We start from the raw sequence: 11,973 nt of genomic DNA, 5'->3' as shown, positions 1-11,973 counted from the left end.
GCGCGCATCGGCCGCGCGCATCGGCATGACGCGACATGGCGGGGTCAGGTCTCGCGAGACCTGACCCCAGGCTTTCTGACCCCGCGACTCACCCCTCGGCCGCCTCGTCGCCGTTCAGCGGGAAGCGCACCGTGAACACCGCGCCGGGCGTGCCGTGCGCACTGCCGGGGCGCAGCTCGGCGTCGGTGACGCCGATCTCGGCACCGTGCACGTTGGCGATCTCCTGCACGATGGCCAGGCCCAGGCCGCTGCCGTCGACGTCGGTGCCCAGCGCGCGGTAGAAGGGCTGGAAGATCAGCTCGCGCTCGGCCGGCGCGATGCCCGGGCCGGTGTCCTCGACCTGCAGCACCAGCACCTGGCCGAAGGGGTCGGGCATCACGCGTGCGGTGACGGTGCCGCCGGCGGGCGTGTACTGCAGCGCGTTGTCGACGAGGTTGCGCACCATCTCGCGCACCAGCACCGGCTGGCCCCACAGGCGGGCGTCGCGGCTGTCGGGGTCGGGGCCCTCGTAGCCGAGGTCGATGTGCTTCTCCATCGCCTTGGGCACGAAGTCGCGCACCGTCTCGACCACCGTGGCGGCGAGGTCGACGTCCTGCTTGCGCAGGGCCTGCTCCTTGTCCTCGGCGCGCGCCATCGACAGCAGCTGGTTGACCATGTGCGCCGCGCGCTGGCTCGACAGCGCGATCTGCTGCAGCGAGTGCTTCATCGACTGCGTGTCGCCGCGGCCGAAGTCGAGTTCGCGTTCGGCCAGCTCGGCCTGGGTGCGCAGCCCGGCCAGCGGCGTCTTCAGCTGGTGCGCGGCGTCGGCGAGGAAGTGTCGCTGGGCGGCGATCGACTGGTCGAGCCGGCCGAGCAGGTCGTTGATCGCGCCGACCAGCGGCGCCACCTCCTCGGGCACGTGGCGGTCCTCGATCGGCGACAGGTCGGTGCTGTCGCGCTGGCGGATGCGCTGCTGCAGGTCCGACAGCGGGCGGATGCCGCGCGCCAGCGCCAGCCACACCAGCAGCACCGCCACCGGCAGGATGACGAACTGCGGCAGGATCACGCCCTTGATGATCTCGGTGGCCAGGCGCGAACGTTTGTCCACCGTCTCGGCGATCTGGATCAGCCCGGCGTTGCCGCCGGCGTCCTCGCCGGTCCAGAGGTAGGCCACGCGCACCGGCTCGTCGCGGATCACGTCGTCGCGGAAACGCGGTTCGACGGTCGGCGGGCCGTCGCTGGGCACCGGCAGGTCGGCGTCGCCGGCGACGAGCTCGCCGCGCGCGCCGCGCACCTGGAAGAACAGGCTGTCGTTGTCGTCGGGGCGCAGCAGCTGCGTCGCTGCCTGCTCCAGGCTGCGGCGCGCGGCGTCGCTGGCGCGCGCCGGCATCTCGTGTTCGGCCGCGGCCTGGCGCGCGATGACACGCACCATCACGCCGAGCTCGCGGTCGTACGGGCGGTTGGCGATGTTCTGCGCCACCAGCCAGGTGAGCGCCACGCTCATCGGCCACAGCAGCAGCAGTGGCGCGAGCATCCAGTCGAGGATCTCGCCGAAGAGGGAGCGTTGTTCGCGGGCCGCCATGCGTCTTCAGGATACCGTCTGGTCTTCCCGGGCGGACGCCGAGGGGCCTGCTGCGCCGGTCCGCGGGTGTCGCCGTCGAGGGTGCAGGTCCCGGGGGGGCTTCGGGGGTGGGCCGTCAGGCCGCGATCTTCTCCAGGCAGTAGCCCAGGCCGCGCACCGTGGCGATCCTCACCGGGCCCTGCTCGATCTTCTTGCGCAGGCGGTGGATGTAGACCTCGATCGCGTTGTTGCTGACTTCCTCGCCCCACTCGCACAGGCGCTCGACGAGCTGGTCCTTGCTGACCAGGCGGCCCGAGCGCTGCAGCAGCACCTCCAGCAGCGACAGCTCGCGTGCCGACAGCTCGATCATCTGGTCGTTGAGGTAGGCGACGCGCCCGGTGGCGTCGAAGGTCAGGGGCCCGTGCTTGATGACGCTGGAGGCGGTGCCCAGGCCGCGGCGCGTCAGCGCACGCACGCGCGCTTCCAGCTCCTGCAGCGAGAACGGCTTGGCCATGTAGTCGTCGGCGCCCAGGTCCAGGCCCTTGACGCGCTGCTCGACGCTGTCGGCCGCGGTGAGGATCAGCACCGGCACCGACGCGCCACGCGCGCGCAGGCGCTTGAGCACGTCGAAACCATGCAGCTTGGGCAGGCCGAGATCGAGGATCACGAGATCGAACTCGTGCGCCGACAGCGCGGCGTCGGCCTCGGTGCCGCTGCCGACCTGGTCGACCGCGTAACCCGAGGCGCGCAAGGAGCGCAGCAGGCCGTCGGCCAGGACCTGGTCGTCTTCGGCGATGAGGATGCGCATGACTGTCTCCGTCGGCGGGCCCGTCGTCGGGCTCTGGCTGTGGAAATTTTAACGGCTTGCCTCTTGATACAGGGCAGGGTGTAGTCGCCGCTCACCCCACCGTCGAGGGCCCACCAAAGAACTGTACGAATATCCAGTTTCTGCAATAATCGGCGCCAATCAAGGAGAACCCGATGGACGCCCCGAAACCGCTGAACGCCGAGAAAGCCAAGGCCCTGCAGGCCGCTCTTGCCCAGATCGAGAAACAGTTCGGCAAGGGATCGATCATGCGCCTGGGCGAAGGCGAGGTGATCGAGGACATCCAGGTCGTGTCCACCGGCTCGGTGGGCCTGGATGTTGCGCTCGGTGTCGGCGGCCTGCCGCGCGGCCGCGTCGTCGAGATCTACGGCCCCGAGTCGTCGGGCAAGACGACGCTGACGCTGCAGGTCATCGCCGAGATGCAGAAGACCGGCGGCACCTGCGCCTTCATCGACGCCGAACACGCGCTGGACATCCAGTACGCGCAGAAGCTGGGCGTCAACCTGCAGGACCTGCTGATCAGCCAGCCCGACACCGGCGAGCAGGCGCTGGAGATCGTCGACGCACTGGTGCGTTCGGGCTCGATCGACCTGATCGTCGTCGACTCGGTCGCCGCGCTGACGCCCAAGGCCGAAATCGAAGGCGAGATGGGCGACTCGCTGCCCGGCCTGCAGGCGCGGCTGATGAGCCAGGCGCTGCGCAAGCTGACGGCGACGATCAAGAAGACCAACACGATGGTCATCTTCATCAACCAGATCCGGATGAAGATCGGCGTCATGTTCGGCAACCCCGAGACGACCACCGGCGGCAACGCGCTGAAGTTCTACGCCTCGGTGCGCCTGGACATCCGCCGCACCGGCAACATCAAGAAGGGCGACGAGGTCATCGGCAGCGAGACCAAGGTCAAGGTCGTCAAGAACAAGGTCTCGCCGCCTTTCAAGACCGCCGAGTTCGACATCCTCTACGGCGAAGGCATCAGCCGCGAAGGCGAGATCATCGACATGGGTGTCAACGCCCGCATCGTCGAGAAGTCCGGCGCCTGGTACGCCTACAACGGCGAGAAGATCGGCCAGGGCAAGGACAACGCGCGCGAGTTCCTGCGCGAGAACCCCGACATCGCCCGCGAGATCGAGAACAAGGTGCGTGAGTCGCTCGGCATTCCGCAGCTGCCCGCCGCCGAAGGCGCCGAAGCCGGCGCCTGAGGCCGGCGGCCGGGGCGCGAGCGCGCCCCGGTGGCTTTCCGGGGCCGGGTGACGCTCCGTCACCCGGCCCGGTCGACACCTCGATGGCTTTCTCCTCCCCCTCGCTGAAAGGCCGCGCGCTGCGTTATCTGGCGCAGCGCGAACATTCGCGTGCCGAGCTCGAGCGCAAGCTCGCCCGCCACGCCGAGGACGGCCCCGACGCCAGCGCCGCCGAGCGCATCGCGCGTGCACTCGACGAACTGCAGGCCGCCGGGCTGCTGAGCGAGGCGCGGGTCGCCGAGTCGGTGCTCACGCAGGGCGCGCGTTTCGGCAGCCGCCGCCTGCGCCAGACCCTGCAGGCCAAGGGCCTGGCGCCCGAGCTGGTCTCCCAGACGCTCGAGCAGGCCCGCAGCACCGAGCTGGACCGTGCACGCGAGGTCTGGCGCCGGCGTTTCGGCAGCGTGCCGGCTGATGCGGCCGGCCGCGCGAAGCAGATGCGTTTTCTCGCCGGCCGGGGCTTCGACGGCGACGTGATCCGCCGTGTCGTGCCGTCGATCGGCGCCGCCGATGACGGCGATCCCGAGCTCGATTGATCGTCGCGTGAAGCGCCGACGGCGCGCACCCGAGCGCCGTCCAGGGCTTGTCCAGCCGCCGCCTGCTGGCCGCGGCGCCGCGTGCTACATTGCCGCCGCTTTTTCAGCGGCCAGCCGCCGGCCCTGTCCTCCTCCATGAGTCTTCCTCCCGCCGCGGCCCGACGCCAGCTCAAGCACCGTCGTCAGATCGACGTGCAGGTCTATGCCCGGGACGACGGTTTGTGGGAGGTCGACGCGACGCTCGTCGACACCAAGACCCGCGACGCCCGCCTGGCCGGCGAAGTGCGCCCGGCCGGCACGCCGATCCACGACATGCTGATCCGGCTCGTCGTCGACACCTCGTTGAACGTCGTCGACGCCGGCGCCAGGACCCGCTGGATGCCGTACGCCGGCCACTGCGACGACCACGGCGAGGCCTACCGCTCGTTGATCGGCCTGAACCTCGCGCGCGGCTTCCGCAAGGGGCTGCAGCAGCGGGTCGGCGGCGTGCTCGGCTGCACCCACATCACCGAACTCGCCCAGGTGCTGCCGACGGCGGTCATCCAGGCTTTTGCCGGCGAAGTCATCGACACGCGCGGCGACAGCGGCGTCAAACCCTTCCAGCTCGACCGCTGTCATGCCTTGCGCAGCGACGGCGAGGTCGCCCGTCTCCACTACCCGCGCTGGTTCCGTCGGCCCGGCGCGGTTCTCGACACTTCCGGGAGCCCCGAATGAAGATCCACGAATACCAGGCCAAGGAACTGCTGCGCGCGCACGGGGTGCCGGTGCCGCGGGGTTATGCGGCGTTCACGGTGCAGGAGGCGCTGGAGGCGGCGCAGAAGCTCGGCGGCTCGGTGTGGGTGGTCAAGGCCCAGATCCACGCCGGCGGGCGCGGCAAGGGTGGCGGCGTCAAGCTCGCGCGTTCGCTGGCCGAGGTCGAGACCTTGGCCTCGCAGATCCTGGGCATGCAGCTCGTCACCCACCAGACCGGCCCCGCAGGCCAGAAGGTGCGCCGGCTGCTGGTCGAGGAAGGCGCCGACATCCGGAAGGAGTACTACGTCGCCGCGCTGACCGACCGCGCGACGCAGAAGGTGGCGCTGATGGCGTCGTCCGAAGGTGGCATGGACATCGAGGAAGTGGCGCACGCCACGCCGGAGAAGATCCTCAAGGTCTTCGTCGACCCGCTGGTGGGCCTGACCGAGGCTCAGGCGCGTGAACTGGCCGTGGGCATCGGCGTGCCCGAGGCCAGCCAGGCGCAGGCGGTCGACGTCTTCCAGAAGCTCTACGCCTGCTACATGGCCAGCGACGCCAGCCTCGCCGAGATCAACCCGCTGATCCTCGAAGGCCACGGCGGCATCAAGGCGCTGGACGCGAAGTTCAACTTCGACGCCAACGCGCTGTTCCGGCATCCGGAGATCGTCGCCTACCGGGATCTGGACGAAGAGGACCCGGCCGAGGTCGAGGCCAGCAAGTTCGACCTCAGCTACATCAGCCTGGACGGCAACATCGGCTGCCTGGTCAACGGCGCGGGCCTGGCGATGGCGACGATGGACACCATCAAGCTCTTCGGCGGCGAGCCGGCGAACTTCCTGGACGTCGGCGGCGGCGCGAGTGCCGAGAAGGTCACCGAGGCCTTCAAGATCATGCTGAAGAACCCAGAGGTGAAAGGCATCCTCGTCAACATCTTCGGCGGCATCATGAAGTGCGACACCATCGCCGAAGGCGTCATCGCCGCGTGCAAGGCGGTGAACCTGCAGGTGCCGCTGGTGGTGCGCATGAAGGGCACCAACGAGGACCTGGGCAAGAAGATGCTGGCCGACTCGGGCCTGCCGATCATCGCCGCCGACACGATGGCCGAAGCCGCGACCGCCATCGTCGCCGCCGTCAAGTAACCCGCCGAGAGCACCCGCATGAGCATCCTGATCAACAAGGACACCCGCGTCATCACGCAGGGCATCACCGGCAAGACGGGCCAGTTCCACACCCGCATGTGCCGCGACTACGCCAACGGCCAGAACTGCTTCGTCGCCGGCGTGAACCCGAAGAAGGCCGGCGAGGACTTCGAGGGCATCCCGATCTACGCCAGCGTCAAGGAAGCGGCGGCGCAGACCGGCGCCACCGTCAGCGTCATCTATGTGCCGCCGGCCGGTGCCGCGGCGGCGATCTGGGAAGCGGTGGAAGCCGAACTCGATCTGGCGATCTGCATCACTGAAGGCATCCCGATCAAGGACATGCTCGAGGTGCGCAACCGCATGAAGGCCAAGGAAGCCGCCGGTGGCAAGAAGACGCTGCTGCTGGGGCCGAACTGCCCGGGCACGATCACGCCCGAGGAGATCAAGATCGGCATCATGCCGGGCCACATCCACAAGAAGGGCCGCATCGGTGTCGTGTCGCGCTCGGGCACGCTGACCTACGAGGCGGTGGCGCAGCTCTCCGAACTCGGCATCGGCCAGAGCAGCGCGGTGGGCATCGGCGGCGACCCGATCAACGGCCTGAAGCACCTCGACGTGATGCGGCTGTTCAACGAGGACCCGGACACCGACGCGGTGATCATGATCGGCGAGATCGGCGGCCCCGACGAAGCCGACGCGGCGCGCTGGTGCAAGGAGCACATGAAGAAGCCGGTGGTCGGCTTCATCGCCGGCGTCACCGCGCCGGCGGGCAAGCGCATGGGCCATGCCGGCGCGCTGATCTCCGGCGGCGCCGACACGGCGGATGCCAAGCTGGCGATCATGGAGGAGTGCGGCTTCACGATCACGCGCAACCCATCCGAGATGGGGCGGCTGCTGCAGAAGCTGATCTGAGCGGCACGCGCCGCCACTGAACAAGGCCCGGCACGTCCGGGCCTCGGTGTTTCAGGCGCCGCGCGACCGTGCGTAGTTCCACGCACCGGGCACGTTCGCACGCTGCCTACACTGAACGCCAACAAAGCCCGGCGTCGTTCCAGCGCCGGGCATACGCATAACACGGGGTGTCATGGAAATCACGACGGCGGCCTTCTGGGCCGCACTGGGCTCGATCATCTGGGTCAACGTGCTGCTGTCCGGCGACAACGCTGTGGTCATCGCGCTCGCCGCGCGCGCCCTGCCGGCGCATCAGCAGAAGAAGGCGATCTTCTGGGGCAGCGCGGCGGCGATCGTGATGCGCATCGTGCTGACCATCGTCGCCGCACGGCTGCTGCAACTGCCGTTCCTGAAGATCGTCGGCGCGCTGGCCCTGCTCTACATCGGCGTGGATCTGCTGCTCGAGGACGACGAGGGTGGCGATCAGGGCGCCAACGAGGGCCAGGGCAACATCCTCTCCGCCATCCGCACCATCCTCGTCGCCGACCTGGTGATGAGCCTGGACAACGTGCTGGCGGTTGCCGCCGCTGCCAACGGCGACGTGCCGCTGCTGGTCATCGGGCTGGCGGTCAGCATCCCGTTGATCATCTTCGGCAGCACGCTGCTGCTGCGCGTGATGGAGCGCTACCCGCTGATCGTCACCGCAGGCGCCGCGCTGCTCGGTTTCCTCGCCGGCGAGATGCTGATGACCGATCCGGCTGTCGTCGAGCGCTTCGGCGAGCTGCCGCACGCGCTGATCAACACCGTCGGCGCGCTCGGCGCCGCGCTCGTCGTCGGCCTGGGCACGCTGCTGCAGCGGCGTGCCGCTGCCCGCCGCGCCGCGGAGTAAGTGTCCTCACGTACCCGGCGCCCTGGGGGGAGTGGTTATCATCCCTGCAACCGAAGGGGAGTAGCTCCCGTCGGCCCGCCCGGGCAGGACCAGGACGGAGCCCGACGTTGGCGGGCCGTCAGTACGAAGCGCAGCTTCCGGTCCGTCGGGCCATAACCACACAACTCCAGCCGAGCGAGACCTTCGACGCCAGAGCGCGCCGCGAAAGCGGCGTGCTCGCCGTCGTCCGTTCTCGCCCGGAGTCCGCATGGAGTTTCTGTCCCCCGCCTGGTTTTCGGCGCTCGCCGCCATCATCCTGATCGACCTCGTCCTTGCCGGCGACAACGCGATCGTCATCGCCCTGGCCGCGCGCCAGTTGCCCGAGCACCTGCGCAAGCGCGCCATCGTCTGGGGCACCGTGGGTGCGGTCGTCGTGCGCTCGACGATGACGCTGGCGGTCGTCTGGCTGCTCAAGGTGCCGGGGCTGATGCTCGTCGGCGGTCTGGGTCTGGTGTGGATCGCCTATAAGCTGCTCGTGCCGCAGGCCGAGGAAGGCGAACACGGCGTGGGCGCGACGACGTTCTGGGGCGCGATGCGCACGATCATCGTCGCCGACGCGCTGATGGGCGTCGACAACGTGCTGGGCGTCGCCGGCGCGGCGCACGGCAGCTTCGACCTGGTCGTCATCGGCCTGCTGATCAGCATCCCGATCGTCGTCTGGGGCAGCTCGCTGGTGCTCAAGCTCGTCGACCGCTACCCCGTCATCACCTACGTCGGCGCCGGCGTGCTGGCCTTCACCGCGGCCAAGATGATCGTCGGCGAACCCCTGCTCGACGAGGTCTACGATCCCAACCTCGCGGCCCGGCTCGCGACCTACTTCGTGTTCGTCTGCGGCGTGCTGGCCGCAGGATGGTGGGCGTCGCGCCGCGCGCGGCTGCAGCGCGACGCGGAACCCCGCAACGCGGGCTGAGTCCCAGTCCGCAGGAGGCACCATGGAACAGATCGCAGTCTTCGTCGACGACGCCGAGCATGCGCGTCGCATCCTGGCGCCGATGCTCGCGCAGGCCGCCGGCCCGACACGCTGGGTCGTCGTCGGCTGCGCGCCCAAGCTGACGCACCGCGTCGGCAAGTGGGTGTCGCACCGCAGCCGCGAGAACTGGCGCGAGCAGTGGCTGCGCACCCTGCGTGACCGCCTGGAGCCGACCTTCGCCATGGCCTCCGGCGAGCGCGAGTGGATGGTGGCGCGCGCACCGCTGCCCGACGTCAGCGCGCGCCTGCGTCGCCGCCTCGGCGCGGATCTGCGCCTGCTCGACGCCCGCCGGCCCAAGCTGGGGGCGGTGATGCCGCCGCTCAGCGCCGAACAGCCGGCCGCCCAGGACCATCGCTGGTCCACCGGCCTGGCGGTTGCCACTGGCATGGCGACGGTGCTCGCGCTCACCGACTGAGCCCGCCGAGCCCGCGAACGCGGGGTGCACGCGGCCGGCGCGGCGGGCCGCTGCGGGGTCGGCGCTGTGCTAGCGTCGAGCGCCTGTCCCCGCCGAGTCCGTCGCCCTGTCCTCCGTGCGCTCCGACCCCCTCGTGTGCGGCCCCGTCGTGGGCGGCTACCGCCTCGACGGCCTGATCGGCAGCGGCCAGCACGGCGACGTCTACCTGGCCACGCACCCGGACAGCGGCATGCAGGTCGCCGTCAAGCGGCTTCGCCTGCCCGCCGGCGACGCGCAGCAGCGCGGCGAACTCGCCCGACGCTTCGTCGCCGAGGCCCAGACCACCCGGCGGCTGGACCACCCGGACATCGTGCGCGTGCTGGCGGCCGGCTGCGACGAGGCCGGGCCCTGGCTGGTGATGGAACTGCTGCACGGCTGCAGCCTCGAGCGCTACACCCGCGCCGCGCGCCTGCTGCCCGAGCCGGTCGTCGTGGCCCTGGTCGCGCGTGTCGCCCGTGCGCTGGCCTGTGCCCATGCCCAGGGCGTCGTGCACCGCGACCTCAAGCCGGCCAACGTCATCGTCGACTGGGGCGCGCGCCGGGTCACGCTGAGCGACTTCGGCCTGGCGCGCGATGCCGATGCCGAGAACACGCGGACCGGCCTGGTGCTGGGCTCACCCGACTACATGGCGCCGGAGCAGCTGGCGGGCGCCGCCGCCGCGCCGGCCGGCGATCTCTACGCGCTCGGCGTCATGCTCTTCGAGCTGCTGGCCGGCCGTCGCCCGCACGAAGCCGCGTCGCTGGGCGAGCTGCTGCAGCAGGTCGCCCAGCGCACGCCGCCCGACCTGCGCACCCTCCGTCCCGAGCTGCCGCCGGCACTGTGCGATCTGGTCGCCGCCTTGTTGAGCAAGCAGCCGACCGCACGCCCCGCGTCGGCCGCTGCGGTGGCCGACGCGCTGGATCTCATCCTCTCGACGATTGATTCGCCGCGGCGCGGATCGAAGTCACGACCTTGACGAGAGTCGACGGCTGAGTGGGTGTTCTTCGATGCACAATCGCAAAAAACCATGATCTTGCGTCCGAGGATTGCGCCGTGCCGATGACGACCGAGTTCTGCTCGGCCGTCGACACCGGCCGCGCCCGCAGCAACAACGAAGACTCGGTCGCGGTCGACGAGGCCACGTCGCTGGCGGTGCTGGCCGACGGCATGGGCGGCTACAACGCCGGGGAGGTGGCCAGCCAGATGGCCACGACCTTCATCGTCGGCGAGCTTGGCCGCTGGCTGCACGAAGCCGGCGCGCAGGCCGGCGACACCGACGTGCGGCGCGCGATGGACATCTGCGTCGACAACGCCAACCGCGCGATCTTCAACGCCGCCAACGCCAACCCGCAGTACGCCGGCATGGGCACGACGCTGGTCGTCGCCGTGTTCCGCGAGGGCCGCGTCATCATCGGCCACGTCGGCGACTCGCGCGCCTACCGCATGCGCGCCGGGCGCCTGCAGCAGATCACGCGCGACCACTCGCTGCTGCAGGAGCAGATCGATGCCGGCCTGATCACGCCCGAGCAGGCGGCCTTCTCGTCGAACAAGAACCTCGTCACGCGCGCCGTCGGGGTCGAGGACACCGTGCTGCTGGAGATGCACCCGCACGACGTCATGCCCGGCGACCTGTACCTGCTGTGCTCCGACGGCCTGTCGGACATGCTCGACGACGGTGCGATCGGCCGCCTGCTGGCGGCTTGCGGCGAGTCCCTCGACGAAGGGTGTCGCAACCTCATCGATGCGGCCAACGCCGCAGGTGGAAGGGATAATATCTCGGTGATCCTGGTCCGCGTCTCGGGGGGCGCGGGGGCTGCCGCCCGGTCCTGGTGGCCGTTCCGCCGCTAGCCGGTCATCGGTGCCGGCCTTCACGGTCCCCTCATCGCCTTCCCCTGCTGGCAGGGCCATTGCACGCCGCGGCTGAACGCCGGCACATCTGAGGTCTCGAATGGGCAAGCTGGTCGTTTCGCTCGACGGTGTCGTCATCAAGGAAGTCCAGATCACGAAGGACAAGACGACGCTCGGGCGGCGCCCGTACAACGACATCGTGATCGACAACCTCGCCGTCAGCGGCGAGCACGCCGTGCTGCAGATGGTCGGTGCCGACGTCTTCATCGAAGACCTCAACAGCACCAACGGCACCTACATCAACGGCAAGGCGATCAAGAAGCAGCTGCTGGCGCACGACGACACCGTCGAGATCGGCAAGTACAAGATCAAGTACCTGACCGAGGACAGCACCGACTACGAGCGCACGATGGTCATGCGGCCGGCACAGCCGTCGCCGCCGCCCTTCGCGTCCGCCGGCCCGACCCGCTCGGGCCACGCGCCGATCGCGGCCGCTCCGGCGGGCAGCGCCTCGATCAAGGTCCTCAACGGTGCCGCGGCCGGCCGCGAGGTGACGCTGACCAAGGTCGTCACGACGGTCGGCAAGCCCGGTGTGCAGGTGGCCTCGATCACGCGCCGGCCCAACGGCTACGCCTTCGCGCATGTCGAGGGCAGCAATCGGCCCAGCGTCAACGGCGTGCCGCTGATCGGCGACTCGGTGCCGCTGCGCAACGGCGACGTCATCGAGCTCGCCGGCACGGCGATGCAGTTCATCCACCACTGAGGCGCGAGCGCCGGGCCGCTCTCGGGCGGCTTGGTGCCCCGGAGCGGCGTTGCCGCATCGTGCGTCCTCGGCCGGCTCGCCGCGGGCGCCAGGGGTGCCGTGTGACCGTCTTCACGCTCGCGCCGTCTG

The 11,973-nt window shown here is 69.9% G+C and carries 13 protein-coding genes; 11 read left to right on the top strand and 2 right to left on the bottom strand.

The features are described from left to right. Positions 1-88: 88 nt before the first annotated feature. Together LOC65_RS07885 and LOC65_RS07880 are read right to left on the bottom strand one after the other, a co-directional pair. A complete protein-coding gene (locus LOC65_RS07885) occupies positions 89-1,561 on the bottom strand; it encodes a sensor histidine kinase (protein ID WP_230247133.1) in 1,473 nt (490 codons plus the stop codon). 115 nt (positions 1,562-1,676) lie between these two features. Continuing rightward, positions 1,677-2,348 (bottom strand): response regulator transcription factor, encoded by a 672-nt coding sequence (locus LOC65_RS07880; RefSeq protein ID WP_009857919.1) that lies wholly within the window; start codon positions 2,346-2,348, stop codon positions 1,677-1,679. A 173-nt stretch (positions 2,349-2,521) separates the two neighbouring features. Between LOC65_RS07880 and recA the strand changes: the two genes are divergently transcribed. From recA to LOC65_RS07825, 11 genes are all read left to right on the top strand, one after another. Further along, on the top strand, positions 2,522-3,568 hold the full coding sequence (gene recA, locus LOC65_RS07875; protein ID WP_009857918.1) for a recombinase RecA: 1,047 nt from the start codon (positions 2,522-2,524) through the stop codon (positions 3,566-3,568). Positions 3,569-3,651: 83 nt separating this feature from the next. Beyond that, on the top strand, positions 3,652-4,140 hold the full coding sequence (gene recX / locus LOC65_RS07870) for a recombination regulator RecX (protein WP_230247132.1): 489 nt from the start codon (positions 3,652-3,654) through the stop codon (positions 4,138-4,140). Between the two features lie 135 nt (positions 4,141-4,275). Next, a complete protein-coding gene (locus tag LOC65_RS07865) occupies positions 4,276-4,854 on the top strand; it encodes a DUF2889 domain-containing protein (RefSeq protein WP_029718391.1) in 579 nt (192 codons plus the stop codon). After that, a complete protein-coding gene (gene sucC / locus LOC65_RS07860; RefSeq protein ID WP_230247131.1) occupies positions 4,851-6,011 on the top strand; it encodes an ADP-forming succinate--CoA ligase subunit beta in 1,161 nt (386 codons plus the stop codon). The genes LOC65_RS07865 and sucC overlap by 4 nt, the downstream gene beginning before the upstream one ends. Positions 6,012-6,029: 18 nt before the next feature. Next, entirely contained in the window at positions 6,030-6,923 is an 894-nt protein-coding gene (gene sucD, locus LOC65_RS07855; protein WP_230247130.1) for a succinate--CoA ligase subunit alpha, read from the top strand. A gap of 172 nt (positions 6,924-7,095) precedes the next feature. Then, positions 7,096-7,791, top strand: a complete 696-nt coding sequence (locus LOC65_RS07850) for a TerC family protein (RefSeq protein WP_009857913.1) — start codon at positions 7,096-7,098, stop codon at positions 7,789-7,791. A 247-nt stretch (positions 7,792-8,038) separates the two neighbouring features. After that, positions 8,039-8,740, top strand: coding sequence for a TerC family protein (locus LOC65_RS07845; RefSeq protein ID WP_009857912.1), 702 nt, complete (start codon positions 8,039-8,041; stop codon positions 8,738-8,740). A gap of 22 nt (positions 8,741-8,762) precedes the next feature. Beyond that, a complete protein-coding gene (locus LOC65_RS07840) occupies positions 8,763-9,215 on the top strand; it encodes a hypothetical protein (protein ID WP_164963550.1) in 453 nt (150 codons plus the stop codon). A gap of 115 nt (positions 9,216-9,330) precedes the next feature. Then, a complete protein-coding gene (locus LOC65_RS07835; RefSeq protein ID WP_230247129.1) occupies positions 9,331-10,209 on the top strand; it encodes a serine/threonine-protein kinase in 879 nt (292 codons plus the stop codon). Positions 10,210-10,292: 83 nt separating this feature from the next. Beyond that, positions 10,293-11,081 (top strand): Stp1/IreP family PP2C-type Ser/Thr phosphatase, encoded by a 789-nt coding sequence (locus tag LOC65_RS07830; RefSeq protein WP_009857909.1) that lies wholly within the window; start codon positions 10,293-10,295, stop codon positions 11,079-11,081. 100 nt (positions 11,082-11,181) lie between these two features. Then, positions 11,182-11,844 carry an FHA domain-containing protein gene (locus LOC65_RS07825; RefSeq protein ID WP_009857908.1) on the top strand — a complete coding sequence of 221 codons (663 nt, stop codon included), beginning with the start codon at positions 11,182-11,184 and terminating at the stop codon, positions 11,842-11,844. The last annotated feature ends 129 nt before the right edge of the window (positions 11,845-11,973 follow it).

The sequence above is a fragment of the Rubrivivax sp. JA1055 genome, assembly GCF_020966565.1.
GTDB lineage: Bacteria > Pseudomonadota > Gammaproteobacteria > Burkholderiales > Burkholderiaceae_C > Rubrivivax > Rubrivivax benzoatilyticus.
Note: the sequence above shows the minus strand (reverse complement) of the source record. Positions and strands in the feature narration are given on the sequence as shown.

Excerpts from the sequence above, each read along its gene's own strand:
- LOC65_RS07885 (WP_230247133.1), bottom strand. The coding sequence starts at position 1,561 with ATGGCGGCCCGCGAACAACGCTCCCTCTTCGGCGAGATCCTCGACTGG.
- LOC65_RS07880 (WP_009857919.1), bottom strand. The coding sequence starts at position 2,348 with ATGCGCATCCTCATCGCCGAAGACGACCAGGTCCTGGCCGACGGCCTG.
- recA (WP_009857918.1), top strand. The coding sequence starts at position 2,522 with ATGGACGCCCCGAAACCGCTGAACGCCGAGAAAGCCAAGGCCCTGCAG.
- recX (WP_230247132.1), top strand. The coding sequence starts at position 3,652 with ATGGCTTTCTCCTCCCCCTCGCTGAAAGGCCGCGCGCTGCGTTATCTG.
- LOC65_RS07865 (WP_029718391.1), top strand. The coding sequence starts at position 4,276 with ATGAGTCTTCCTCCCGCCGCGGCCCGACGCCAGCTCAAGCACCGTCGT.
- sucC (WP_230247131.1), top strand. The coding sequence starts at position 4,851 with ATGAAGATCCACGAATACCAGGCCAAGGAACTGCTGCGCGCGCACGGG.
- sucD (WP_230247130.1), top strand. The coding sequence starts at position 6,030 with ATGAGCATCCTGATCAACAAGGACACCCGCGTCATCACGCAGGGCATC.
- LOC65_RS07850 (WP_009857913.1), top strand. The coding sequence starts at position 7,096 with ATGGAAATCACGACGGCGGCCTTCTGGGCCGCACTGGGCTCGATCATC.
- LOC65_RS07845 (WP_009857912.1), top strand. The coding sequence starts at position 8,039 with ATGGAGTTTCTGTCCCCCGCCTGGTTTTCGGCGCTCGCCGCCATCATC.
- LOC65_RS07840 (WP_164963550.1), top strand. The coding sequence starts at position 8,763 with ATGGAACAGATCGCAGTCTTCGTCGACGACGCCGAGCATGCGCGTCGC.
- LOC65_RS07830 (WP_009857909.1), top strand. The coding sequence starts at position 10,293 with ATGACGACCGAGTTCTGCTCGGCCGTCGACACCGGCCGCGCCCGCAGC.
- LOC65_RS07825 (WP_009857908.1), top strand. The coding sequence starts at position 11,182 with ATGGGCAAGCTGGTCGTTTCGCTCGACGGTGTCGTCATCAAGGAAGTC.